Here is a 24,740-nt window from a genome sequence, read left to right as displayed (position 1 = left end):
CCTCTCAGCGGCGCGCCCGCACCGCCGCGGCCAGCTCGTCCAGCAGCGGCGCCGTGTCGTCCCAGGCCAGGCACGCGTCCGTGATCGACTGCCCGTAGGTCAGCCGCTCCGGGTGGCCCAGCTCGAGGTCCTGCCGCCCGGCCGCGAGGAAGCTCTCCAGCATCAGCCCGGTGATCCCGCGCTCGCCGTCGCCGATCCGCGTGGCCAGCTCGCGCACGACCGCCGCCTGCCGGACGTGGTCCTTGCCGCTGTTGCCGTGGCTCGCGTCGATGATCACCCGCTCCGGCAGGCCCGACTTGGCCAGCCGCGAGAGGGTGTCCGCGACCGTCGCCGCGTCGTAGTTCGGGCCGCTGTTGTGGCCGCGCAGGATCACGTGGCAGTCGGGGTTGCCGGACGTCGTCAGCAGTGCCGCCAGCCCGTCGGTGTTGATGCCGGGGAACACGTGGCTCGCCGCGGCCGCGCGGGTCGCGTCGACCGCCACCTGGACGTCGCCCTCGGTCGAGTTCTTGATCCCGACCGGCATCGACAGCGCGCTGCACAGCTGCCGGTGCACCTGGCTGGCCGCCGTCCGCGCCCCGATCGAGCCCCACGTGACGATGTCGGCGATGAACTGCGGCGTGATCGGGTCGAGGAACTCGCAGCCGACCGGCAGGCCCAGCGCGGACACGTCGAGCAGCAGCTTGCGCGCCAGCCGCAGGCCCTTGTTGACGGCGAACGTGCCGTCGAGGTCCGGGTCGTTGATCAGGCCCTTCCAACCCAGCGTGGTGCGCGGCTTCTCGAAGTACACGCGCATCACGACGTGCAGGTCGTCGCGCAGCTCGTCGGCCTTGGCGGCGAGCCGGCGGGCGTAGTCGAGCGCGGCTTCCGGGTCGTGCACCGAGCACGGGCCGACGACCACGAGCAGCCGGTCGTCCCGGCCGTCGAGGATGTCGACCGTCTCGGCGCGGCCCTGCCGCACGACCTTGGCGACGGCGGCGTCGACCGGATGGTCTTCGCGCAGCAGCGCGGGCGAAATGAGCGGGCTGATCGACGTGGTGCGCGCGGCGTCGAGGTCACCGATGGCGGCGGGTCCGGCGGAGAGCGTCATCGCGGGGGTGGTCCTTCCTGGTGGACACCGACCCGCGGGAGGTTCGCCGAGCCGGTTTCGAGATCCGGCTCGGGGTGGAGGTCAGCGCAGGTTCACGCCGCCGTGCCCACCCGGGGCCGGCTTCGTAAACCAGAAATAGCGCTGCACGGGGTCAACGTAGCACACCCCGGCCCCGGACCGATTCGGCAGGTGGTCCGGGCTGCACCGATCAAGACGTTTGCCGCTACGCTGGCGACCGACGAAATGTGACTGTCATCTCCAGAGAACACACGGAGGCTTCTCATGCGTGTCGGTGTGCTGACCGGCGGCGGCGACTGCCCGGGGCTCAACGCGGTGATCCGCGCGGTGGTACGTAAGGGCATCGAGGTCCACGGCTGGGACTTCGTGGGCTTCCGCAACGGCTGGAACGGCCCGCTCACCGGGGACAGCCGTCCGCTCGGCCTCAACGACGTCGAGGATATCCTCACCCGCGGCGGCACCATCCTGCGGTCCTCGCGCACCAACCCGTACAAGGTCGACGGCGGCGTCGACAAGATCAAGCAGGTCCTCGCCGACCAGGGCGTCGACGCGCTGATCGCGATCGGCGGCGAGGACACCCTCGGCGTCGCGAAGCGCCTGACCGACGACGGCGTCGGCGTCGTGGGCGTGCCCAAGACGATCGACAACGACCTCGGCGCCACCGACTACACCTTCGGCTTCGACACCGCGGTGTCCATCGCGACCGAGGCGATCGACCGGCTGCACACCACCGCCGAGTCGCACCACCGGGCGCTGGTCGTCGAGGTCATGGGCCGCCACGCCGGCTGGATCGCGCTGCACTCCGGCCTGGCCGGCGGCGCCAGCGTGATCCTGGTGCCGGAGAAGCACTTCAGCGTCGACCAGGTCGTCGAGTGGGTCGAGCGCCGCTTCGAGAAGGAGTACGCACCGATCATCGTCGTCGCCGAGGGCGCGCTGCCCGAGGGTGGCGAGGAGAAGCTGCTCACCGGCGAGAAGGACGCCTTCGGGCACGTCCGCCTCGGCGGCATCGGCACCTGGCTGGCCGACGAGATCGCCTCCCGCACCGGCAAGGAGTCCCGCGCGGTCGTGCTGGGCCACGTCCAGCGCGGCGGCACCCCGACGGCCTACGACCGCGTCCTGGCGACCCGGTTCGGCCTGCACGCGGTGGACGCGGTCGCCGACGGCGACTTCGGCGTGATGGTCGCCCTGAAGGGCACGGAGATCGTCCGCGTGAAGCTGTCCGAGGCGACGGCCGAGCTGAAGACGGTCCCGGTCGAGCGCTACCAGGAAGCCGAAGTCTTCTTCGGCTGACCCCGCACGTCGAAGGGCCGCCCCGTCTGGGGCGGCCCTTCACGCGTTTCAGGGCCGCTGCCGAACCGCGTCGACGATGCCCTGGCTCACCACCGCATCGGTACCGGAGCCGAGGTAGGCGAAGGTGACCGGGTCGAACAGGAACTCGTCCTGGTTGCCGATCCCGTGCTCGGTCGTGCTGTTCCAGGTGATCCCGAGGACGGCCCGGCCGGTGGCGTCCTTCGCGTCGGTGCGGGCGACCAGGCCGGGCACCTTGGCCACGGCCTCGTAGAGCGCGGCCCGCACCGCCGGGCGCAGGTAGCCGCCGGCCAGGTCGACGACCTCACGGCCGAGGTCGTGCAGCGTGTCGCCTTCGCCGTAGGTGCTCTGGTGCAGGTAGGCGAGCATGGCGTCGGCGTCCGTGGGCAGATCCGCGGGAGCGGCGGGGTGGGGCACGCACCGGTTCGTCACCACCCGGCCGTGGCTTTCCTTCTGGACACGCTTCCCGTCGCGGCAGCCCGCCAGTTCGGTTTCGTGGCCGAAGAGGAACGCGAGCCCGTCGTGAGTGCCGTCGACCGAAGCCCACGTTTCGTTCACCCGCCCGTCCGCGAGCCGCGTCTTCGTGTAGACGAACTGGTCCGGCCGCGGGACGAGGTCGGGGCGGGCGCGGGCCTTCGCGGCCGCGGCGTGCAGGATGCGCACCGGTTCGGGTACCGGATCCGGCGGGGCCGCGGTGTCGGCGGGGGCGAGGACGACGACGGCGGCGACGGCCGCGGCGAGCCCGGCCGCGGTGACCCCGCCCCAGAGCGCGCGCCGGTGCGGGCGGCGTGCCGAGGCCGTGGCGGTGAGCAGTTCGGCCCGCTTCCGGGCGAGATCCTCGCGCGGCGGCAGCTCGGCGGGTCCGGCGAAGTCGCGCAGCAGCTGCAGGTCATCCATGGTTCGAAACCTCCTCCGTGGGCGCATGTCCCAGTTCCGCGCGGACCTTGCGGCGGGCGCGGTTCAGGCGTGACCGGACGGTGCCGACCGGGATTCCCAGCGCCGCAGCGACCTCCTCGTACGCCAGGCCTTCCCAGGCGATCAGCAGCAGCACGTCGCGGTCCCCGCGCGCCAGCCCGGCCAGCGCGGCGGCCAGCCGGCCGTTCATCGCCTGCGCCGTCACCCGCTCGGCGACCCGGTCCGCGTGACCGTCCTGCTCGGCGGGCGGCCCGAGAGCGGCTCGCAGCCGGTATTCGCGGGCCTCTTCGCGACGGCGCCGGCCGACGAGGTTGGTCGCGATGCCGTAGAGCCACGGCCGCGCGCTCGGGAACGCCGGGTCGTAGCGGGTACGGCAGGCGAAGGCGATCAGGAACGTCTCGCCCATCAGGTCGTCGGCGGCCTGGCCGCCCAGCCGCCGGGCGAGGTAACGATGGATGTGCGCGGCGTGGCGGTCGAAGACCACCGCGAACCGTTCGGGGTGCCGCAGTGACGACGCGATGATCTCCGCGTCGACCACGCCTGGTGAACTCATGAACCGCCTGCCTGTCGTCCGCCGTCTGCTCCCGTTATTGGTGGAACGGGCGGATCGGGTTCACGTCAGATGCGCGCCAGCCGATCCAGGACGCCGACCGCGGCGGCGATGTCGTCGGTGAGCGGCCGGTCGTCGACGCTGCCGTCCAGCACCGCCGAAGCCGCTTCGAACGCGTCGCGCACCGGCAGGTCCAGCAGGTCCGCCTCGCGCATCCGCAGCGCCCGGACCGCCGCCACCAGCTCGCAGCCCAGCACCTGCTGGTAGGCCTGGCACGCGGCGGTCGCCGCGCGGGCCGCCTGCGTCGAGAAGCTCGCGTGGTCCTCGATGCCTCGCGAAACCACCGCCGTGCCGAGAGTGGCCGGGAGGGCCGCCTGGCGCAGCTCGGTGAGCGCGTCGTGGGCCACGTACTCCAGGATCATCACGCCGGAGCTGCCCGGCGGCCCCGCGGCGAGGAAGGGCCGCAGCCCGGTGAACTCCGGCTCGACCAGGTCGCCCAGCCGCGCCACCGACAGCTCCGCCACCTGGTGCACGGTCGCGCGCGCCTGGTCGAGCGCCGTCGACACGTATGCGGTGTGGAAGTGCGCGTGGTGGTAGGCGTCGCCGTGGACGGTCGAAATCATCGGGTTTTCGGTGCTGGCGTTGATCTCCACGGCGAGGACGTCGCGCAGGTAGTGGATCGCGTCCAGCGCCGGGCCCTGCACCTGCGGGAACGCGCGCAGCCCGAACGGGTCCTGGATCCGCCGTCCCGGCTTCGGCGTCTGGTGCATGCCCAGCAGCCGCCGCATTTCCGCCGCGCAGGCGACCTGCCCGGCGTGGGGACGCGCTTCGTGCACAGGTGTCGCGTACGCCTCGGGGTTGCCGTCGAGCGCGACGTAGGTCAGCGCCGCGACGGCGTGGCTGGCCCGGGTGAGCGTGTCGAGCCGCATCGCGGCGAGGGTCGCTTCGGCGAGGGTGGCGGCGTTGCTGCTCATGAAGGCCAGCGCGTCTCCGGCGTGCACCGGCACCGGCGGCACGTGCCCGTGCCGCCACGGCCGTTCGCCGGTGAGCGCCAGCGCGGTCTCGGCCAGCGGCGCCAGGTCGCCGGTGCCGATCGCGCCGAGCCGGTGCACGAGCGGCAGCGCGCCGGTGCGGACGGCTTCGGCCAGCGCGCCGATCAGCTCGGGACTGATGCCGGACCGTCCGGCGAGCAGCTGGTTGAGCCGGATCAGCATCATCGCCCGCACCTGGCCGGGCGGCATCGCGTCGCCGCTGCCACCGGCGTGGCTGCGCAGCAGGCGCAGCCCGTGCTCCTTCGAGCTTTCGACGGTGTCGTCCTTGTTGGCGCCGACGCCGGTGGTGCGGCCGTAGACGCGCCGCCGCGTGCTCAGTTCCCCGGCGAGCTTCCAGGCGTGCTCGGCCGCGCGGAGTGCGGCGATCGAGACGTCGATGTCCAGCGGACCTTCGGTGCGCGCCGCGGTGACCACGTCCGCGCAGCGCAGGGTCCGGCCGTCGACCCGGATCAAGGGCAGCCTCCTTCCGGCTGCCCTCACTATGCGGCTAGGCCGGCGGCGGCTGCCAGGGCGGCATCGGCCAGTCCCAGCGCGGCACGGGTTCGTGCGGGTCCGGTTCGGCGCCGGGCGCCGAGAAGACGACGGCCAGGCGGCTGCCCCACTCGAGATAGCCGGCGAACGCCGCCCGGAACTCGGGATCGGCGGGCAGCCCGGCTTCGTCGGCGGCGTCGAGCAGCAGCGTCACCCAGCGGCGGCGCTGCGCTTCGGTGATGCCGCGCCCGCGGTGCCGCCCGACCATGTGGGCGTGCCCGCCGTGGTTCGCGGAGTACTCGGCCGGTCCGCCGAAGACCTCGCCGAGCCACACCGCGACGTGCTTCGGGTGGTCCGGGGCCATGCCGCGGAAGACGGGTTCGAGCAGCGGATCTTCCAGGACGTGCCGGTAGAAGACGGTGAGCAGCTCGACGAGGGCTTCGTGGCCGCCCGCCCAGTCGTAGAGGGTGGGGGTGGGCGGGGTTTCTGGCACGATCACCCGGTCAGGCAACCAGGGGCGGCCCGGGCGGGCAACCACGTACTTTCCGGTGCGTAGGGAGAGCGGGATGAAGCGGTACCACTGCGCGGTCGAGCTGGCGGTCGACCTGATCGGCGGCAAGTGGAAGCCGGTGATCCTGGCGCACCTGAAGGAAGGCGCGCACCGCTACGGCGAACTGCGGCGACGCATGCCGGGCGTGAGCGAGAAGATGCTCACCCAGCAGCTGCGCGAGCTGGCGGCGGACGGGATCGTGCGCCGGGTGGAGTTCGACGGCCGGATCCCGCACGTCGAATACCACCTGACGGAGGTGGGGGAGCAGCTGCGCCCGGCGCTCACGGCGCTGTACGAGTGGGGCGAGCACCGCGCGGCCGACCGGGGAATCGTGTTCGAGCCACCACCGGAGCACTGACCGGAGCGCCCCAAGGCCACATTGGTTGCGTGTGACGCACCGAAGGCGGCCTTGGTTGCGTCTCGCGCACCGAAGGCCGCCTTGGGGCGCTCGTCAGCGCGGGTCGGTCTCGTCCAGGCGCCGTTCCAGTGCGTCCAGGCGCTCGCTCCAGAACCGGCGGTAAGGCGCCAGCCAGGCGTCGACCTCGGCGAGGGGCTCCGGGCGTAGCGCGTAGCAGCGCTTCTGGGCTGCGATCCGCACCGTCACCAGCCCCGCCTCGCGCAGCACCCGCAGGTGCTTCGACACCGCCGGCTGGCTCAGCTCCAGCGCGTCGACCAGCTCGCCCACCGAACGCTCGCCGTCGCGCAGCAGGTCCAGGATCGTGCGGCGGCGCGGTTCGGCCAGCACCTCGAACGTCTGCATCACCCCTGAAAGGTGCTCCGGCGGGCATATTCCTGTCAAGGCATGCACCCGTGTCCGACTTGGTCTGAACCATTGGTTCGATCCCTTAACTGGTCAGTAATTCTCCGAAGACAGAAAGCGTGTCCCGGTTCCGCAGGAAGAGCTACTCGGCGCTGCTGACTGTGGCGGCCGCCGCCGGCCTCGACGCGGGTGGCGTCAGCGCCCCGCCGCGACTACCACGTCAAGAACATCGAGACGTCGGGCTCGGCGAGCAAGCTGACGCACATCAACTACGCCTTCGGCAACGTGACGAACGGCGGCTGTGCGATCGGCGACGCCTACGCCGATTACCAGAAGACCTACGATGCCGCGGGCGGCGTCGCCGACCCGTGGGACCAGCCGCTCGCCGGCAGCTTCGACCAGCTCAAGAAGCTCAAGGCCAAGCACCCGGGGCTGAAGGTGCTCTGGTCGTTCGGCGGCCGGACGTGGTCGGGCGGCTTCGCGCAGGCCGCGCAGAACCCCGCGGCGTTCGCGAACTCCTGCTGCAACCTGGTCAACGACCCGTGCTGGGCGGGGGTCTTCGACGGCATCGACATCGACTGGGAGTACCCCAACGCCTGTGGCCTGACCTGCGACACCAGCGGCGCGGCGGCCTTCAAGAACGTCCTGCGGGCGCTGCGCGCGAAGTTCGGCTCGAAGCTGGTCACCGCGGCGAGAACCGCCGACGGCACCAGCGGCGGCAAGCTCGACGCGGCCGACTACGGCGGCGCCGTACGTCGACTGGTTCAACGTCATGACCTACGACTACTTCGGCGCCTGGGCGGCGCAGGGCCCGACGGCTCCGCACTCGCCGCTGACGTCGTACTCCGGCATCCCGACCGCCGGCTTCTCCTCCGACGCGGCGATCCAGAAGCTCAAGAGCAAGGGCGTCCCGCCGGGCAGGCTGTTGCTCGGCATCGGCTTCTACGGCCGCGGCTGGACCGGAGTCACGCAGGACGCGCCGGGCGGCACGGCGACCGGCCCGGCGCCCGGCAAGTACGAGCAGGGCATCGAGGACTACAAGATCCTCAAGGCGTCCTGCCCGCCGACCGGGACCGCGTACGCCAAGTGCGGCAGCGACTGGTGGAGCCACGACACGCCCTCGGCCATCGCCGGCAAGATCTCCTACGCCCGGACCCAGGGCCTCGGCGGCGCGATGTTCTGGGAGCTGTCGGGTGACACCGCCGACGGCGAGCTGAGCACGGCCGTCGCCAAGTGAGCATCCCGGTGTGGCCGGCCCCGGCCGGGCCACACCGGGGTCAGACCGCTCCGGCGGGTGGGTGCTCCGCAGCGACACGCAGCAGTTCGGCGAGCACGTCCCGGCGCGCCACGCCGGGGGACCGGCGGAAACCGTCGGTCCACCGGTTTATCGTCGCGGGCGTGAAGTTCAGCGGATTCGGCGAGTACGCCGTCGACTTCTACGACGGCCTCGTGGAGGACAACTCGAAGCCCTACTGGGACGACCACGTCGAGACGTACAAGAACGACGTCCGCGCCCCGATGGAGGCCCTGCTCGCCGAACTCGCGCCGGAGTTCTCCGACGGCTTCGGCGAGCCCAAGGTGTTCCGTCCCTACCGGGACGTCCGGTTCGCCAAGGACAAGACGCCGTACAAGACGCACTGCGGCGCGGTGATCGAGCAGGGCCGCGGCGGCGGGGCCTACTACGTCGAGGTCGGCCCGGCCGGGCTGCGCGTCGGCGGCGGGTGCTTCCACCTGCAGTCCGACCAGATCGCGCGGTTCCGCACGGCCGTCGACACCGAGCTGCACGGCGAGGCGCTGCGGAAGATCCTGGCCAAGCTCGAGCGCGGCGGCTGGGAGGTCCGCGGCGACCGGCTGAAGTCGAAGCCGCGCGGGTTCCCCGACGACCACCCCCGGCTCGACCTGCTGCGCTACCGCTCGGTGTACGCGATCCGGGCCTGGGAGCCGGACGACGTCCTGCACGAGCGGGGCGCCCTCGACCGCGTCCGGAAGGCCTGGCGGCAGCTGCGCGAGTTCAACGAGTGGGCCCGCGACCGGGTCGGCCCGAGCGAGCAGCCCCGCCGCTGACCACCTGACCCGGCAGGTTTCTGAACCGTTTCTCTGAACTTTTCGGGATCGGTACAGACGTACGCGCGGAGAAGGACTACGCTGTGCGAACGTGAGCCGACGCGCGAAGATCGTTTGTACCCTGGGCCCCGCCACCGCAACGCCGGAGAAGATGCGGGCCCTCGTCGACGCGGGCATGGACGTGGCGAGGATGAACTTCAGCCACGGCAGCCACAGCGACCACAAGCAGGTCTACGACCTGATCCGGGCCGCGGCCGCGGAGAGCGGCCGGGCGGTCGGCATCCTCGCCGACCTGCAGGGCCCCAAGATCCGCCTCGGCACCTTCGCCGGCGGCCCGGTCGAGTGGCACACCGGCGACATCGTCCGGATCACGGTCGAGGACGTCGCCGGCACCCACGACCGTGTCTCGACCACCTACAAGGGCCTGGCCAAGGACGCCAAGCCGGGTGACCGGCTGCTCGTCGACGACGGCAAGGTCGGCCTGGTCGTCAAGCAGGTCGAGGGTCCGGACGTCGTCTGCGAGGTGACCGAGGGCGGCCCGGTCAGCAACAACAAGGGCGTCTCGCTGCCGGGCATGGACGTCTCGGTGCCGGCGCTGTCCGACAAGGACATCGAGGACCTCGAGTTCGCGCTCGAGCTCGGCGTCGACTTCATCGCGCTCTCGTTCGTCCGCTCGCCCGCCGACATCGACCTGGTCCACCAGGTGATGGACCGGGTCGGCAAGGGCAGGCTGCCGGTCGTCGCCAAGATCGAGAAGCCCGAGGCCGTCTACAACCTCGAAGCCATCGTGCTGGCCTTCGACGCCGTCATGGTCGCCCGCGGCGACCTCGGCGTCGAGCTGCCGCTGGAGCAGGTCCCGCTGGTGCAGAAGCGCGCCATCCAGATCTGCCGCGAGAACGCGAAGCCGGTCATCGTCGCGACGCAGATGCTCGAGTCGATGATCAACAACTCCCGCCCGACCCGCGCGGAAGCCTCCGACGTCGCGAACGCGGTGCTCGACGGCACCGACGCGGTGATGCTGTCCGGCGAGACCAGCGTCGGCCGGTATCCGATCGAGACCGTGCAGACCATGGGCCGGATCATCGAGGCGGTCGAGACCGACTCGCCGATCGTGCCGCCGCTGTCGCACGTCCCGCGCACCAAGCGCGGTGTGATCTCCTACGCCGCCCGCGACATCGGCGAGCGGCTCAACGCGAAGGCCCTGGTGGCGTTCACCCAGTCCGGCGACACCGTGCGCCGCCTGGCCCGCCTGCACACGCGGCTGCCGCTGCTGGCCTTCACGCCCGAAGAGTGCGTGCGCAGCCAGCTGTCGATGACCTGGGGCACCAACACCCACATCGTCCCGCAGGTCAGCTCCACCGACCAGATGATCCAGCAGGTCGACCACGCCATGCTGGAGATGGGCAAGTACCAGAAGGGCGACCTGGTCGTCATCGTGGCCGGTTCCCCGCCGGGGACCGTCGGGTCGACCAACCTGATCCGGGTGCACCGGCTCGGTGAAGACGACCACGCTTGAGGGACCGACCGCCCGGTATGCCCTTAAGCTCCAGCCATGACTGAGATGGCCAGGGCCGCCGCCGAGCAGGAGATCTCCGGCGGCGGCCAGCCCGTGCTGGACCGCCTGGTCGCGCTGCTCGACCTGGAGAAGATCGAAGAGAACATCTTCCGCGGCGTCTCGCCCGCCCACTCGCCGGTGCGCGTGTTCGGCGGGCAGGTCGCCGGCCAGGCACTGGTCGCGGCCGGGCGCACGGTGCCGGAAGAGCGCCGGGTGCACTCGCTGCACGCGTACTTCATCCGTGGCGGCGACCCGAGCGTGCCGATCGTCTACGAGGTCGACCGCATCCGGGACGGCCGGTCGTTCACCACCCGCCGGGTCGTCGCGATCCAGCACGGCAAGGCGATCTTCTCGCTCTCGGCGTCGTTCCAGAAGGACGAACCGGGCATCGAACACGCCGAAACCATGCCCGAGGGCGTGCCCGCGCCGGAGACGCTGCCGACGCTGATGGAACGCGCCGAGGGCTACGCGATCGGCGCGCACGCCCGGCCGCGGCCGATCGACCTGCGGTACGTCAACGAGCCGCCGTGGGTCACCCGCGAGACCGGCGAGCGGCCCGCGCGCAACCAGGTGTGGATGCGCGCCGACGGGAAGCTGCCCGCGGACCAGCTGCTGCACGTCTGCGTGCTGACCTACGCCTCCGACATGACGCTGCTCGACTCGGTGCTCGCCCGCCACGGCGTCTACTGGGACACCGACAAGGTGCTCGGCGCCAGCCTCGACCACGCGCTCTGGTTCCACCGGCCGTTCCGCGCCGACGAGTGGTTCCTCTACGACAGCGTCTCGCCGACGGCGTCCGGCGCCCGCGGCCTGGCCACGGGCCGGTTCTTCGCCGAAGACGGCACGCTCATCGCGACGGTCGTCCAAGAAGGACTGCTGCGGGTCCTCTGAAGCCCGCCGGAAATCACCCTTCCGGGCGACGAATAGCCAGAATATTCGGCGCCGGAATAGGGCACCTCGCTCGCGGAAGGGGCCCGGGACCGATCGGGGGACGGCCCCGGACCCCTTCGTCAAATGATCGGACAGCACGCCGTACGATCATCGTCTACCCTGCTCAGAGGCCGGTCGTGGCCATGGCGGGCGAACCACCCGGCGTGTGCCTCCTCCGGTCGCAGCGCAGGGTGCGAGGATACAAGAGCATTCTGCAAATTGCAGTTCGGTGCCGGGAATTCGGCACCGTGTTAATGCTCCACCACGTCCACGCCCGGCTGGTTAGATACAGGAAGCACGTGCACGGCGAAGGCGCCGTCGACATCCGGAGGTGCCGCGATGGCAAGGGGACAGAGCCCCACGGTCCGCCGCCGTCGGCTCGCGGGCGAGCTGCGCCGGCTGCGCGAAGCCGCGGATCTCACCATCGACGAAGTGGGCGAGAAGCTCGAGTGCTCCGCGTCGAAGATCAGCCGCATCGAGACCGGCCACGTCGGGGTCACCCCGCGCGACGCGCGCGACATGCTGGCGCTCTACGGCATCACCGGTGACGAGCAGGAAGCGCTCGTCCAGCTGGCCAGGGAGGCCCGCAAACGCGGCTGGTGGCACGCCTACAACGAGGTCTTCACCGGCACGTTCGTCGGTCTCGAAGCCGACGCGAGCTCGCTGCGCGCGTTCCAAGCCCTGCTGGTGCCCGGGCTGCTGCAGACCGAGCGGTACGCCCGCGCGGTGATCCGGGCGCTGCGGCCGGACGCCGAAGAGGCCGAGATCCGCCGCCGCGTCGCCGCCCGGATGGCGCGCCAGGAGCTGCTGTCCGACACGCCGCCACCGGAGTACTGGGCGGTGATGGACGAAGCCGTGCTGCACCGGGTCGTCGACGGGCCCGACGTGATGGCCGAGCAGCTCTACCGCATGGTCGCGGTCGCCGAGAAGCCGAACGTGACCATCCAGGTCGTGCCGTTCGGCGCCGGCGCGCACCCGGGGATGGAAGGGCCCTTCCTGATCATGGGCTTCCCCGAGCAGGCCGACCCGGACGTCGTCTACGTCGACGACAGCACCTCCAGCGGCCTCTACCTGGAGGAACCCACAGACGTCCGGCGCTACGGGCTGATGTTCGACCATCTGCGCGCGGCCGCACTGAAACCGGACGACTCGGTGTCGCTGATCGCCGAGGCCGCCGGACGGTTCGCCGAACAGGCGGCCGTACCGGCTCCGGTGCACCAACTGGAACCGAGGACACAGTAAGGAGTGGGGACCATGGAAGCCGAACTCTCCGGGGCGCGGTGGCGCAAGAGCAGCCACAGCGGCGGCGGCAACGACTGCGTCGAGGTCGCGTTCGTCGCCGGGGGCGCCGCCGTGCGCGACTCGAAGGACCCCGAAGGTGGTGCGTTCCGCCTGCCCGCGTCGGGCTGGCGGGGGCTGCTGGCCGCGGTGCGGACCGGCGGCCCGGCGCGCGACTGAGCCGCTACCGAAAGGTCGCTACCGAAAGACCCCTTACCCCCGCCGAGCTGGGCCCGGCCGGGAGTAAGGGGTCTTTTGCGCGGCAGCGTGCGTGATCACCCGATGCCTGAGGGGCCCCCTCAGGACGAACCTGAGTGCTACCAACCGGAGATTCAGGGAACAGGGGAACACGATGCACAGCGATCTCATGCTCGACGCGGTCCGCGCCGAAGCCGCCTACCGGGCCGAGGAACTGCGGAAGGCCGGGCGCAGCGCCTGGGCCGTCCGCGCCCGCCGCGCCGCCCGCCACCTGCGGGCCTCGCGCGCCGACGTCGACGTACCGAAGCAGGAGCGCCGGGAGGCCGCGCGGGAGACCGCCGGCGTCGGCGAAACCGCCCGGTAAGGGGCGGGTGATGGTGGCGATGGCGATAAGCGGTCGGAAACTGTCGGTGACATCTGGGGCTACGCCCCAGGTCGGGGGCTCCGCCACCCGAGCCCCCGAAAAAATGTCGGTGGGGTAGGCGACAATGCTCCTCGTGCCCCGACTCGGCTCCGGAATCCCGCTCGTCGCCCGTACCCACGAGATGCGGCGGCTCCGCGCCGCCTTCGCCAGGGCAGAACGTGGCGAAGCCGGCGCGGTGCTGCTCTCGGGGGACGCCGGGGTCGGCAAGACCCGGCTGCTGACCGCGCTCGGCGAGCACGTCACGGCGTGCGGTGGGCTGGTGCTCACCGGCCGCTGCATCGACGTCCGCGAGGGCGGTCTTCCCTATCTTCCGTTCGCCGAAGCGCTCGCCCCGCTGGGCAGCTCGGCGGACCCGGTGATCGCCGCCGCGGTGCGGGCCCGGCCCGCGCTCGGGCGGCTGCTGCCGCAGGGCCAGGGCGTCGAGGAGCCCCGCGCGGCCGAGCACCCGCCGATGACCTCGAACGACCGGGAAACCATGGTGCGCCCCCGGCCGGAGCAGGATCTCGGTCAGCTGCAGCTGTTCGACGCGGTACTGGGGGTGCTGACCGAGATCGCCGAGTCGCGGCCGGTGGTCATCCTGCTGGAGGATCTCCACTGGGCCGACGCCTCGACCCGCAACCTGCTGTCCTTCCTGCTCAGCAGGCTGCGGGCGCAGCGGCTCCTGGTCGTGGGCAGCTACCGCGAGGAGGACGTGCACCGGCGCCATCCGCTGCGCGGCCTCCTCGCGGAGCTGGTCCGGCTCGCCACCGTCGAGCGCGTCGACCTGCACCCCTTCGGCGCCGCCGACGCCCGCCGGTTCGTCGAGGCGCTGGCCGACGAGCCGCTGCCCGCCGACGTCGTCTCCGACATCGTCGCCCGCTCCGAGGGCAACCCGTTCTTCGCCGAGGAGCTGCTGGCCACCAAGACCGAGTGCAACGACCTGCCCGCCGGGCTGGCCGAGGTGCTGCTGTCGCGGCTCGAGCGGCTCTCGCCGGACGCGCGCAAGGTCGCCCGGGTGATCTCGGTGGCCAACGAACCGGTCATGCACGCCGCGCTCGCGGAGGTCTCCGGGCTCGGGGAGCTGGAGCTCGACGAGGCACTGCGCGAAGCGGTCCAGCACCACGTCCTGGTGGTGCTCTCCGACGCTTCCTACACGTTCCGCCACGCGCTGCTGCAGGAAGCGGTGTACGGCGACCTGCTGCCGGGGGAGCGGTCGCGGACACACGCGGCGTACGCGGCGCGGATCAAGGCACGACCGCAGGGCCGCGGGCACGACGCGAAGCTGGCCTACCACTCGATGCAAAGCAGCGACCTGGTCACGGCCCTGCCCGCGTTGCTGCGCGCCATGGACGAGGCCGAGAAGCTGGGCGCGCCCGGGTCGGCGTTGCAGCACGTCGAGCAGGCACTGTCCATCTGGGACGCGGTCCCGCCGGCCGACCGGCCCGAGGGGTTCGACGAGCTGCGGCTGCTGTACGAGGCGTCCTACTTCGCGGGCACGTCCGGTGAGCCCGAGCGGGCCGTCGCCTTCGCCCGCTCGGCCACCCAGGCGCTGACCCCGGAGATCCCGAACGACCGGGCCGCGAAGGTCTGGCGGCGGCTGGCGGACGCGCTGCTCGCCCTGGAAGGCACCCTCGACGAGGCCGTCGCGGCCATCGACCGGGCCTGGGACCTGGTGAAGGACACCGAGCCCAGCTCGGCACGCGCGTGGGTGCTGGCCAGCCGGGCCGGGTTCCTCCGGATCCTCGAGCAGCCCGAGGCGGCGCTGGACAGCGCGCTCACCGCGGTCGCCGACGCGCAGGCGGTCGGCGCGGCGGGCGCGGAGGCGTCGGCGCTGGTCACCCTGGGCACGCTGGCCGATTCGAGGGGTGACGCGGCCGAGGCCCGCGAGTGGCTGCGCCAGGCCGAACGCAAGGCACGGGACGCCGGCGCGTTGAACACCGAGATCCGCGCGACCTACTTCCTGGCGCTGAGCCACGATGACCAGGGCGAGTTCGCCGAAGCGCTGGCGCACGCCGCCCGCGGCGTCGCGCGCGCCGAAGAGGCCGGGCTGAGCTGGAGCGTCTACGGGCTGGAGCTGCGGGCACGGCAGCTGATGCTGCGCTACCTGATGGGTGACTGGCCGGACGAGAGCGCGGGCCGGGCCGGGCGCGGGGTGTCCAGCGCCGTCGCCGCGCGGATCCAGGCCATCTGGTCGCTGTTCGTCGTCGCCCGCGGGCGGTTCGACGAAGCCGCCAAGCTCGTCGCGGGGCTGCGCCGGCACTGGACGGCGGACATGCAGATCCCGTTGTCGGTGGGCGCCGCCGGGATCGAGCTGGCGTACTGGCAGGGCGAGCACGCCGAGGCGGTCCGCCGGGCCGAGGACCTGATCGGCTGGCTGGAGCGGATCGAACCCGGCCTGCTCGCCGGGATCCGGATCGCCGCGCTCGGCGTGACCGCGTCGGCCGCGCTGGCCGCCGACGCGCGCGTCCGCGGCGATCACGCCGCGGCCGACGCCGCGGTGGCGGCGGGGGAGCGGATGCTGGCGCACGGCCGGATGTGCGCGGTCGTCGGGCAGCCGCGGTCCGGGCAGCTCGGGCCGGAGGGCCGGGCGTGGCTGGCCCGCCTGGAGGCGGCGGCGTCCTGCCTGCCGGGCCGGGGCGACGCCGCGAAGTGGGCGGCCGCGGCCGAGGCGTTCGGTTACGGCGCCGTGTACGAGCAGGCAATCTGCCGGTGGCACGAGGCCGAAGCCCTGCTGGGCGCGGACGCCGACGCTCGCGCCTCCCTCGAAGCGGCCCACGCGGTCGCGGTCCGGCTGGGCGCGATCCCGCTGCGCGACGCCGTCCGCGACCTGGCGCACCGCGCCCGGGTCGAGCTGGCGGGCGCGCAACCGCCGTCCCCGGTCCGCGCGGTCACCGACCCGCTGACCGACCGCGAGCGCGACGTCCTCGAGCGCGTGGCGCTGGGCCGAACGAACCGCCAGGTCGGCGAGGAGCTGTACATCAGCGAGAAGACGGTGAGCGTCCACCTGTCCCGCGTGATGGCGAAACTCGGCGCGAGCCGCCGCGCGGAAGCGGTGGCCATCGCCTACGACCGCGGCCTGCTGACGGCCCCGACCACCGAACACGCGTGACGGAAGGGGCCGGAGGAGTCAGCGGGGCAGGCGGCGGAGGGCTTTCAGGCCGAACGTCATGCCGCGCGACCACAGCGAGCCCGGGACGCGCTTCGGCGGCCGGAGCGCCAGCCCGCGCTGCAGCGCGATCGATTGGGATTCGGTGTACTTCAGCAGGCCTTCGGCACCGTTGCGGCGACCGGCACCGGACTCCTTCATCCCGCCCATCGGCACCGCCACGCTGCCGAACGTCGCCGCGTAGCCCTCGTTGACGTTGACCGTCCCGGCCTTGAGCCGCGCCGCGACCTCCCAGCCCGCGCGGCCGTTGCGCGACCAGACGCTGGCGTTGAGCCCGAACGGCGTGTCGTTGGCCCGGTCGATCGCTTCGGTGACGTCGGTGTAGCCGTAGATCGACACGACCGGCCCGAACGTCTCCTCGGCGAACGGCACCATGTCGGGAGTGACGCCGGAAAGCACCGTCGGCTCGTAGAACAGCGGTCCGAGATCGGGCCGGGCACGGCCGCCGGTGAGCACCGAAGCGCCCTTCGCGCGGGCGTCTTCGACGTGCGCCGACACCGTCGCGAGCTGCTCTTCCGACGTCAGCGACCCCATCTGGGCGTGGTAGTCCAGCGCGCCGCCGAGCTTCAGCGCGGCCGTGCGGGCGACGAACGCCCGGGTGAACTCCTCGCGGATGTCCTCGTGGACGTAGATCCGCTCGACCGACACGCACAGCTGGCCCGCCGAGGAGAAGCAGGCCGTCACCGCGCCCGCCGCGGCCTTGGCGATGTCGGCGTCGGGCAGCACGATCATCGGGTTCTTGCCGCCGAGCTCCAGGGAGTACGACGTCAGCCGCTTCGCGACCTGGCCGGCCAGCTCCTTGCCCGTCGGCGTCGACCCGGTGAAGCACAGGTAGTCCGACTCCTCGACCAGCGCGGTGCCGATCTTCGAGCCCCGGCCGAGGACGATCTGCCACGTCCCGGCGGGCAGCCCGGCCTCTCCGGCGAGTTCGTGCAGCCAGAGCGCCGAAAGCGCGGTCTGGTTGTCCGGCTTCTGGACCACGGCGTTGCCGGCCGCGAGCGCGGGCAGGACGTCCATCGCGGTGAGCGCCAGCGGGTAGTTCCACGGCGAGATGATGCCGACGACGCCCTTCGGGTGCCGGATCTCGCCGGCCCGCGTGAGGCCGGGGATGACCCCGGCGGCGCGGCGCGGGGCCAGCAGCTTCGGGGCGTGCTTGCCGTAGTAGGCCGCGACCAGCGCGGTCGCGCTGACCTCGTCGAACGCGTCGAGCCGCGCCTTGCCCGCCTCGACCTGGACCAGGTCGAGCACCTCGTCCTGCCGCGCCAGCACCAGGTCGTGCAGCCGGGTCAGCACGCGGGCGCGTTCGGCGGGGGAGCGGTCGGCCCACGCCCGCTGGGCCGTCCGCGCGGCGGCGAACGCGGTGCGGACGTCGGCGTCGGTGGCCTGGGGCAGGGTCGCGATCGGCTGCCCGGTGAAGGGCGCGCGCATGCGGATCGGCGCCGAGTCGGCGCCGCCGGTCACCCGGGCGACGAGCTCGGCCGCCCGCGCCGAACCGGGCGCTCCGGCCACGCCGCCGACGGTCGCCGGGAGCGTGGTGTCCTCGACGGTGTTCGCGGGGGTCGTGCTGGTCATTGACGTCTCCGTTCCGCGGCGTCCGGAGTCCGCGCGACGCCGCGCAGGGGTTACCGACGGGTACACCATACCGTCGGTACGTCAGATGTCCAGTCTGATGTGAATAAGATTCACATATTGGGCGGGTTCAGCGGCGGGAGCTGGTAGGTCGGCTCGGTCGGCGCTTGCTTCCCGGGATGGGGCTGGGCCTGCGTCACGCCGCCGTAGGGGTCGTCGAGCCGTGAGGACAGCCCGCCGGGCTGCGCGGGGAACGGCTGCGACGACGGACCGGGCGTCTCACCGGGCTGGGCCGGGAAGGGCTGGGACGTCGGCTGGCCGCTCTGTACGGGGGATGGCTGCGACGCCGGATACGGCGGCGATGCGGGGTAGGCCCCTGGATACGGCTGCGCGTACTGCGGCGGCGCCGGGTACGGCCGTGACTGCGGCTGGTACGGGGGCGCCGCGGGCGCCCGCCGTCCGGGCAGCGCCGCGAAGACCGCCGCCAGCAGCGCCAGCACCCCGCCGCCGAGCAGCACCCAGAACCCGCTGCCGGTGGCGTAGAGCGACTTGACCGACCCGTCGTCGGACTGGTAGCTCAAGGTCGCCGAGACGTCCATGCCGAGCATCCACACCGCCGCGGTCACGCCGGCGCCGCCGGCCACGAGCGCGGTGCGGGCGCCGGAGCGCACCCCCGCGCCCGCCGAACGCCGCGAGCCCGCGAACGCCAGCCCGGCGCCGGCCAGCAGCACCACCGCGCCCGCGGTCAGCGGGATGCCGTAGCGCGCGACGTGCGTGTTCTCGTAGAACTTCTTCGCCTGGTCGTCGGGCTCGACGTCGAACGAGCGCCCCCACGCGCTGACCGTCTGCTTGCTGTCGGTCTTGCCGCCGACGATCTGCTCGAACGACGTCTGCGGCAGGAACGACCCGGCCACCACGAGCACCGCGGCGAGCACGCCGAGAATCCCGGCCAGGAGCCGGAACAACGTGCCGGGGTCGGCGGGCGGACGCTGCTGCGGTGCCGGAGGAGGGGCGTAGGGGTACGGGCTGGCGGTCATCGGGTGCTCCCCTCTGTTCCGGGGGATTGGACCACGAATCCGCCTGGGGGATAAGGGGGAAAGCGGCCTTGGTGCACGCCGCGGGCGGCGTGCTGGTCAGCTCGGCGCAGCCGTTGCGTCCTGGTAGAGCAACACCGCGATCCGCTTCCACTCGTCCAGCAGCTGCCGCCGCCGGTTCGGGTCGCCGCCGAGCTCGGCGTCCAGCGCCAGGCCGCGGGTGAGGTTCACGGTGAGCCAGAACAGCATCTCCGCGCGCTCGGGCGGCAGGTCGCCGGCGACCTGGGTGACGTGCTCGAGCGTGGCGCGGCCCAGCGCCCGGTCGACCGGGCGGATGGCCGCGCGCAGCTCGGGATCGGTGCGAGCGGCGACCCAGAGCTCGGTGACGGCGGTGGAGAGCGTGCCGGAGTAGCCGGTCCACAGCAGGTCGATCGCCGCGGCGACGCCGGAGCCGCCGCCGGGCAGCTCGTCCAGCGACGCCGCGAGCCGGCGGCGCAGCTTCGTGGTCAGGTGCTCGACCGCGGCCGCCATCAGCTCGGCCTTGGTGGTGAAGTGGTGCTGCGCCGCGCCCTTCGACACGCCGGCGTGGGCGCAGATCTCCTGCACCGACGTGCGTGCGTAGCCGAGGTCGACCAGGCAGTCGATGGTGGCGTCGAGCAGCGCGGTGCGGGTCTGCTCGCGCCGCTGCGCCTGGGTCCGGTGTGCCGTAGCGGTCACCGCGGCCTCCCTGCTTTACCTACCGGCCGGTACGGATGTACATTCCGATCAGAACTTACATTCTAGTCGTCATGTTTTCCAGCAGGAGGGTCCCGTGCCGCTGCAACTGCCGAAGAGCTCGTGGAGCACGACCGAGCTCGAAGACCTCCGTGAGCTGTCGCGGTCGTTCCTGCAGAAGGAAGCCGTCCCGCACCAGGAACGCTGGGCGGCGGAGAAGAAGGTCGACCGCGAGCTGTGGAACAAGGCGGGCGAGGTCGGCCTGCTCTGCCTGTCCATCCCCGAGGAGTACGGCGGGGGCGGCGGCACGTTCGCGCACGAGGCCGTGCTCTACGAAGAGCAGGCCCGGGCCGGCGACAGCGCGTGGGGCGTGACCGTCCACAATGGAATCGTCGCGCACTACCTGCTCGCCTACGCCTCGGAAGAGAAGAAGCGCGAGTGGCTGCCGAAGCTGGCCAGCGGCGAGATGGTCGGCGCGATCGCGATGACCGAGCCCGGCACCGGCTCGGACCTGCAGGGCATCAAGACGCGCGCGGTCCGCGAAGGCGACCACTACGTCCTCAACGGCGCCAAGACCTTCATCACCAACGGCTTCCACGCCGACCTGGTCGTCGTCGCGTGCAAGACCGACCCGGACGCCGGCGCGCAGGGCGTCTCGCTGATCGTCGTCGAGACCGACACGCCGGGCTTCCGCCGCGGCCGCGTGCTCGACAAGGTCGGCCTCAAGGGCCAGGACACCGCCGAGCTGTTCTTCGACGACGTCCGCGTGCCCGCCGCCAACCTGCTCGGCGACGCCGAGGGCCAGGGCTTCATCCAGCTGATGCTGCAGCTGCCGCAGGAACGGCTGATCATCGCCGTCACCGCGGTGGCCGGGCTGGAGGCCGCGGTCGACCTGACGCTGGAGTACACCAAGGAGCGCACGGCGTTCGGCCGGCCGATCTTCTCCTTCCAGAACACCAAGTTCACCCTCGCCGAAGCGGCCACGGAAGCCGCGGTGGCGCGGGCGTTCCTGGACCAGTGCATCGAACGGCACCTCAAGGGCGAGCTGGACGTCCAGGGCGCGGCGATGGCGAAGCTGTGGACCACCGAACGCGTCAACAAGGTGATCGACGACTGCGTGCAGCTCTTCGGCGGCTACGGCTACATGACCGAGTACCCGATCGCGCGTGCCTGGGCCGACGTCCGGATCTCCCGGATCTTCGGCGGGACCAGCGAAATCATGAAGGAAATCATCTCCCGCTCGCTCTGAAAGGACCCGTCATGAAAACAGGTCCGCTCAGCGGCCTGAAGGTGGTCGAACTCGCCGGGCTCGCGCCCGGGCCGTTCGCCACGATGATCCTCGCCGACCTCGGCGCCGACGTCGTCCGCGTCGACCGGGCGACGCCGGGGGAGGACGTGCTCGGCATCCCGGCCGACCCGCTCGCCCGCGGCCGGCGGTCGGTCGGCATCAACACCAAGACACCCGAAGGCGTCGAGCTGGTGCTGAAGCTGTGCGACACCGCCGACGTCCTCATCGAGGGCTTCCGGCCGGGCGTCGCGGAACGGATCGGCCTCGGCCCGGACGTCGTGCACGCCCGCAACCCGCGGTTGGTCTACGGCCGGATGACCGGCTGGGGCCAGGACGGCCCGCTGGCCCGCGCCGCCGGGCACGACATCAACTACATCGGCATCGCCGGCGCGCTCGAGCCGATCGGGCGCGCCGGCGAGCGGCCGGTGCCGCCGCTCAACCTGGTCGGCGACTTCGGCGGCGGCGGGCTGCTGCTGGCCATGGGTATCCTGGCCGCGCTCTACGAACGCACCACCTCCGGGCGCGGTCAGGTCGTCGACGCCTCGATGGTCGACGGTGCCGCCCTGCTCACGACCAGCCTGCACGGCATCAAGGCGGCCGGCCTGTGGTCCGACGAGCGCGGCGAGAACATGCTCGACGGCGGCGCGCCGTTCTACGACACCTACGAAACCGCCGACGGCAAGTACGTCGCGGTCGGCGCCATCGAGATGCGGTTCTGGGGCGACCTGGTCAAGGTCCTGGAGCTGGATCCGGCGGAGCTGCCCCTGCACATCGACAAGTCGCAGTGGCCGAAGCTGCGCGAGATCGTGGCGGGCGCGATCGCCAAGCACACCCGCGACGAGCTCGTGGCCCGCGCCGAAGGCACCGACGCCTGCCTGACGCCGGTGCTCTCGCCGACCGAAGCGCCGTCGCACCCGCACAACACGGCACGCGGCACGTTCGTGGAGATCGGCGGCATGGTCCAGCCCGCCCCGGCCCCGCGGTTCGACCGCACCCCGCCGGCGACGCCGGAAGCGCCGCACGCCAAGGGAGCCGACACCGAAGCCGTGTTGGCCGAATTGGGCGTCACGGACTTCGGAGCGTTGCGCGAAGCAGGGGTGATCGCCTAGCCCTTGCCGAGGTCGGAGCGCACGACCGAGTAGACGACGCTGTCGCGCCACTCGCCGTCCCGGAATCCGTAGCCGCGAAGGACGCCTTCGCGCGTGAAGCCGGCTTTCTCGAGCGAGCGTTGTTCGGCGCGGTTGTCCACTTCGGTCGTCGCCTCGACCCGGTTGAGCTGCGTGTGAGCGAAGAGGTACTCGACGAGCAGGCGCTGGGCCTCGGTGCCGTGGCCGTGGCCGCGGGCTTCCGGGGCGAGCACGAGACCGACGTTCCAGCAGTAGGACGTCGGCCCGGTGCGGCTGCGGTGCCAGGAGACGAGGCCGAGCACGCGGCCGCCGAGCGTCGGCACGAGCATGCCGGACTCGGCGGTGAGCATGCCGGTCTCCTGCCAGCGGCGGCGCAGGTAGCCGGGGTCGTGCCAGCCGAACCACTGGTGCTCCCCGGCGGCGACGGGATCGTTGGTCAGCCGTTCCAGGAGATCGAGATCGGCCTCGGCCACGGGCCGGAGCACGACTCTGGGAACATCGTCGTCCATCCGCCGACCTTATCGGCCGCTTGACCGGAACCACGCCGCCGTCGCGCGATCCACCCGGTCGAGCCACGCCCGGTCACGGAGCGGACAGTGGCGGGACTGGCCGCGCATCAGCGCGATACCCGGGAACGAGCGCGACACGCGGGCCGCCTTTTCGATGCGCGCGTGATCCCGGTGCGCCCGTGCGGTGCCTCGCGGCGCGCGTGGTGCCCTGTTGGTCAGGTGAAGCTGCCGTGGCGTCCCGCGCCGCCGGCGAAGCGGGCCGCGCCGTCGACCGCTTCCACGGCCAGCACGCCCGTGCCCATCGCCGCGGTGAACTCCGCCGCCAGCGCGTCCTCTTCGGACCGGCCCCACTGCTCGAGCGCCGAAAGCCGGTCCCCGCGCAGGCACGCCTGCGGGAACGCCGCCAGCTGCCGCGCCAGCTCCTGTGCCGCGGAAACCGCTTCACCCGCCGGGACGAGCCGGTTGGCCAAGCCGATCGAGAACGCTTCCGCGGCGTCGACCGGGCGGCCGGTGAGGATCAGGTCCATCGCCCGCGACTGGCCGATCAGCCGCGGCAGCCGGACCGTCCCGCCGTCGATCAGCGGCACGCCCCAGCGGCGGCAGAACACCCCGAACACCGCCGTCGCGTCCGCGACCCGCAGGTCGCACCACAGCGCCAGCTCCAGCCCGCCCGCGACCGCGTGGCCGTGCACCGCGGCGATCACCGGCTTGCCGAGCCGCAGCCGGGTCGGTCCCATCGGGCCGTCCCCGTCCGGGTGAGTCCGGTTCATCCGATCGGTGCCGATCGCCTTGAGGTCCGCGCCCGCGCAGAACGTGCCACCCGATCCGGTGAGCACCGCGACCGCGGCGCCGGGGTCCGCGTCGAACGCGCGGAAGGCGCCGGCCAGCTCGGCGGCGGTCGGGCCGTCGACGGCGTTCCGCGCGGCGGGACGGTCGATGGTGATCGTCGTCACTTCGCCGTCGCGCTCGACCAGCACGTTCCGGGTCATCGCCGCTCCTGGGGTTGATCGAGGTGTCTTCCGGGGACGCCTTCCCTAGAGTATGGGCGTGGCCACTCCCAGGACGGGGACGGCGGACCGGGGAGGAAGCGCATGTCGAGCGGGATGAAGAAGGTACTCATCGTGGGCGTGGTCGCGCTCGTGCTGTTCTTCCTGATCACCCAGCCGACGCAGTCCGCCGACTTCGTCCACCGCGTCCTCGGCTGGCTCAAGGACGGCGCCGAAGCGATCGTCACGTTCTTCCGGACGCTCTTCTCCTGACCCGCGGGTCCCGCTGACCGGTACCGCATGGGGCGGCGCCGGTCGTCACCCTGCGTGTTAGCGGACGGTAAATCACCGAGTGTCACGAATCTCGGATTTCGGACTCCATCGCTCGACCATCCGGGTGGATTGCGGCCCAAAACGCGCAGGTCGGCGAATTCGTCCGGGCCGGGGTCTGGCGGAGGAAGCCACCCCGGCCCTACGGTGCTCACATTGCGTGATCGGGTGGTTCGCCGACCCCCTGGAGAACCCCGGTACGCAGGCAGTTTCCACTCAGCAAGGTGCAGGTGGGTGCGTGCGGCCCCACCGCGTGGGACAGGTGTCAGGGCCTGTCCGTCGGGGACCTACAAGGAGGCAGGGATGACCGGAGATCCCGGAGTGGACGCGCTGATCCGGCAGTGGGCCGCCGAGCGCGAGCGGACCCCGGAGGAGCAGGAGGTCGACCGCATCGCTTCCGCGTGGCTGGCCGACACCCCCGCGCAGGCCCCGGGCATTCCCGGCCAGCGCGCCCGTACCGGGCAGTCCCGGTTCGTGCCCGTCGAGTCGGCCGACCCCGGCTACCTCGAAGCCATGCGCCGCCGGCTGCCGGAGGTGCCCGAGGAGCTGCTCACCGCCGCCGCGGGCTGGTGGCAGATGGTCGGCGGCGTCGCCGAAGCCGAGGAGTGGTGGGACGCCGGCATCAGCCCGCTCGACCAGCGGGCCCTCGACTACCGGGCGGCCGGCCTCGCGCCGTCCGACCTGAGCCGGCGGCTCGGGCCGATGACCGTCCTGCAGCACCTGCGCCGCGGCAGCGCCCCGGCCTGGTGCGTCGCCCGGCTCGCGCGGCAGCAGAAGTCCGCCTGACGGGACAGGTTCCACACGGCCGGGTGAACCGGCGCGGTGCGACGATGGCGACGACCCGCGTAACGCTAACCTGCGCGGGCTCGTTGACACTT

24 protein-coding genes and 1 pseudogene are annotated in these 24,740 nt (G+C 72.2%); 14 read left to right on the top strand and 11 right to left on the bottom strand.

Annotated elements, in window-relative coordinates:
* Positions 1-4 precede the first annotated feature (4 nt).
* Entirely contained in the window at positions 5-1,087 is a 1,083-nt protein-coding gene (locus BT341_RS36470; protein ID WP_072480552.1) for a 3-deoxy-7-phosphoheptulonate synthase, read from the bottom strand.
* A gap of 282 nt (positions 1,088-1,369) precedes the next feature.
* Between BT341_RS36470 and BT341_RS36465 the strand changes: the two genes are divergently transcribed.
* Entirely contained in the window at positions 1,370-2,395 is a 1,026-nt protein-coding gene (locus BT341_RS36465; protein ID WP_072480551.1) for a 6-phosphofructokinase, read from the top strand.
* Positions 2,396-2,443: 48 nt separating this feature from the next.
* On the opposite strand, the gene BT341_RS36460 is transcribed toward BT341_RS36465, so the two are convergent.
* The 4 genes from BT341_RS36460 to BT341_RS36445 form a co-directional block, all read right to left on the bottom strand.
* On the bottom strand, positions 2,444-3,310 hold the full coding sequence (locus BT341_RS36460; protein ID WP_072480550.1) for a CU044_5270 family protein: 867 nt from the start codon (positions 3,308-3,310) through the stop codon (positions 2,444-2,446).
* On the bottom strand, positions 3,303-3,881 hold the full coding sequence (locus tag BT341_RS36455) for an RNA polymerase sigma factor (RefSeq protein WP_072480549.1): 579 nt from the start codon (positions 3,879-3,881) through the stop codon (positions 3,303-3,305). Before BT341_RS36455 ends, BT341_RS36460 begins: the two co-directional genes overlap by 8 nt.
* A 65-nt stretch (positions 3,882-3,946) precedes the next feature.
* Entirely contained in the window at positions 3,947-5,383 is a 1,437-nt protein-coding gene (locus tag BT341_RS36450; RefSeq protein WP_072480548.1) for an aromatic amino acid ammonia-lyase, read from the bottom strand.
* 34 nt (positions 5,384-5,417) lie between these two features.
* Positions 5,418-5,900: a group II truncated hemoglobin gene (locus tag BT341_RS36445; RefSeq protein ID WP_072480547.1), complete on the bottom strand. Its 483-nt coding sequence runs from the start codon at positions 5,898-5,900 to the stop codon at positions 5,418-5,420.
* A 67-nt stretch (positions 5,901-5,967) separates the two neighbouring features.
* On the opposite strand from BT341_RS36445, the gene BT341_RS36440 reads away from it, so the two are divergent.
* Positions 5,968-6,309 (top strand): winged helix-turn-helix transcriptional regulator, encoded by a 342-nt coding sequence (locus BT341_RS36440; protein WP_072480546.1) that lies wholly within the window; start codon positions 5,968-5,970, stop codon positions 6,307-6,309.
* Between the two features lie 93 nt (positions 6,310-6,402).
* Here BT341_RS36440 and BT341_RS36435 read toward each other — a convergent pair whose 3' ends face one another.
* Positions 6,403-6,711 carry an ArsR/SmtB family transcription factor gene (locus tag BT341_RS36435; RefSeq protein WP_177329110.1) on the bottom strand — a complete coding sequence of 103 codons (309 nt, stop codon included), beginning with the start codon at positions 6,709-6,711 and terminating at the stop codon, positions 6,403-6,405.
* 207 nt (positions 6,712-6,918) lie between these two features.
* On the opposite strand from BT341_RS36435, the pseudogene BT341_RS36430 reads away from it, so the two are divergent.
* From BT341_RS36430 to BT341_RS36395, 8 genes and pseudogenes are all read left to right on the top strand, one after another.
* Positions 6,919-7,948, top strand: a pseudogene (locus BT341_RS36430) (glycoside hydrolase family 18 protein); the annotation flags it as partial.
* A gap of 161 nt (positions 7,949-8,109) precedes the next feature.
* Positions 8,110-8,775 (top strand): DUF2461 domain-containing protein, encoded by a 666-nt coding sequence (locus BT341_RS36425; protein ID WP_072480544.1) that lies wholly within the window; start codon positions 8,110-8,112, stop codon positions 8,773-8,775.
* 91 nt (positions 8,776-8,866) lie between these two features.
* Positions 8,867-10,291 carry a pyruvate kinase gene (gene pyk / locus BT341_RS36420; RefSeq protein ID WP_072480543.1) on the top strand — a complete coding sequence of 475 codons (1,425 nt, stop codon included), beginning with the start codon at positions 8,867-8,869 and terminating at the stop codon, positions 10,289-10,291.
* Positions 10,292-10,327: 36 nt separating this feature from the next.
* Entirely contained in the window at positions 10,328-11,221 is an 894-nt protein-coding gene (gene tesB / locus BT341_RS36415) for an acyl-CoA thioesterase II (RefSeq protein ID WP_072480542.1), read from the top strand.
* Between the two features lie 378 nt (positions 11,222-11,599).
* Complete coding sequence (locus BT341_RS36410; protein WP_072480541.1) at positions 11,600-12,502, top strand: helix-turn-helix domain-containing protein; 903 nt, start codon at positions 11,600-11,602, stop codon at positions 12,500-12,502.
* Between the two features lie 12 nt (positions 12,503-12,514).
* On the top strand, positions 12,515-12,718 hold the full coding sequence (locus BT341_RS36405) for a DUF397 domain-containing protein (protein ID WP_072480540.1): 204 nt from the start codon (positions 12,515-12,517) through the stop codon (positions 12,716-12,718).
* Between the two features lie 172 nt (positions 12,719-12,890).
* The gene (locus BT341_RS36400; RefSeq protein ID WP_072480539.1) at positions 12,891-13,100 is read left to right on the top strand and encodes a hypothetical protein; all 210 of its coding nucleotides are present in this window, start codon (positions 12,891-12,893) and stop codon (positions 13,098-13,100) included.
* Between the two features lie 124 nt (positions 13,101-13,224).
* Positions 13,225-16,248, top strand: a complete 3,024-nt coding sequence (locus BT341_RS36395; protein WP_072480538.1) for a helix-turn-helix transcriptional regulator — start codon at positions 13,225-13,227, stop codon at positions 16,246-16,248.
* Positions 16,249-16,266: 18 nt separating this feature from the next.
* Here BT341_RS36395 and BT341_RS36390 read toward each other — a convergent pair whose 3' ends face one another.
* The 3 genes from BT341_RS36390 to BT341_RS36380 form a co-directional block, all read right to left on the bottom strand.
* Positions 16,267-17,877, bottom strand: a complete 1,611-nt coding sequence (locus tag BT341_RS36390; protein ID WP_072480537.1) for a succinic semialdehyde dehydrogenase — start codon at positions 17,875-17,877, stop codon at positions 16,267-16,269.
* Between the two features lie 110 nt (positions 17,878-17,987).
* Complete coding sequence (locus tag BT341_RS36385) at positions 17,988-18,911, bottom strand: hypothetical protein (RefSeq protein WP_072480536.1); 924 nt, start codon at positions 18,909-18,911, stop codon at positions 17,988-17,990.
* Between the two features lie 96 nt (positions 18,912-19,007).
* Positions 19,008-19,625, bottom strand: coding sequence for a TetR/AcrR family transcriptional regulator (locus tag BT341_RS36380; protein ID WP_072480535.1), 618 nt, complete (start codon positions 19,623-19,625; stop codon positions 19,008-19,010).
* A gap of 94 nt (positions 19,626-19,719) precedes the next feature.
* On the opposite strand from BT341_RS36380, the gene BT341_RS36375 reads away from it, so the two are divergent.
* Together BT341_RS36375 and BT341_RS36370 are read left to right on the top strand one after the other, a co-directional pair.
* Positions 19,720-20,871, top strand: a complete 1,152-nt coding sequence (locus BT341_RS36375; RefSeq protein ID WP_072480534.1) for an acyl-CoA dehydrogenase family protein — start codon at positions 19,720-19,722, stop codon at positions 20,869-20,871.
* Positions 20,872-20,882: 11 nt separating this feature from the next.
* Complete coding sequence (locus BT341_RS36370) at positions 20,883-22,019, top strand: CaiB/BaiF CoA transferase family protein (RefSeq protein ID WP_072480533.1); 1,137 nt, start codon at positions 20,883-20,885, stop codon at positions 22,017-22,019.
* On the opposite strand, the gene BT341_RS36365 is transcribed toward BT341_RS36370, so the two are convergent.
* Together BT341_RS36365 and BT341_RS36360 are read right to left on the bottom strand one after the other, a co-directional pair.
* Complete coding sequence (locus tag BT341_RS36365; protein ID WP_072480532.1) at positions 22,016-22,546, bottom strand: GNAT family N-acetyltransferase; 531 nt, start codon at positions 22,544-22,546, stop codon at positions 22,016-22,018. The genes BT341_RS36370 and BT341_RS36365 overlap by 4 nt on opposite strands.
* 215 nt (positions 22,547-22,761) lie before the next feature.
* Positions 22,762-23,535: a crotonase/enoyl-CoA hydratase family protein gene (locus tag BT341_RS36360; RefSeq protein ID WP_072480531.1), complete on the bottom strand. Its 774-nt coding sequence runs from the start codon at positions 23,533-23,535 to the stop codon at positions 22,762-22,764.
* Positions 23,536-23,637: 102 nt separating this feature from the next.
* On the opposite strand from BT341_RS36360, the gene BT341_RS45735 reads away from it, so the two are divergent.
* Both BT341_RS45735 and BT341_RS36355 read left to right on the top strand, forming a co-directional pair.
* Positions 23,638-23,805: a hypothetical protein gene (locus BT341_RS45735; protein WP_177328981.1), complete on the top strand. Its 168-nt coding sequence runs from the start codon at positions 23,638-23,640 to the stop codon at positions 23,803-23,805.
* 360 nt (positions 23,806-24,165) lie between these two features.
* Positions 24,166-24,648, top strand: a complete 483-nt coding sequence (locus BT341_RS36355; RefSeq protein WP_072480530.1) for a transcriptional regulator — start codon at positions 24,166-24,168, stop codon at positions 24,646-24,648.
* The last annotated feature ends 92 nt before the right edge of the window (positions 24,649-24,740 follow it).

The sequence above is a fragment of the Amycolatopsis australiensis genome (assembly GCF_900119165.1).
GTDB classification, from domain to species: domain Bacteria; phylum Actinomycetota; class Actinomycetes; order Mycobacteriales; family Pseudonocardiaceae; genus Amycolatopsis; species Amycolatopsis australiensis.
This window is presented reverse-complemented; position numbering and strand designations above follow the sequence as displayed.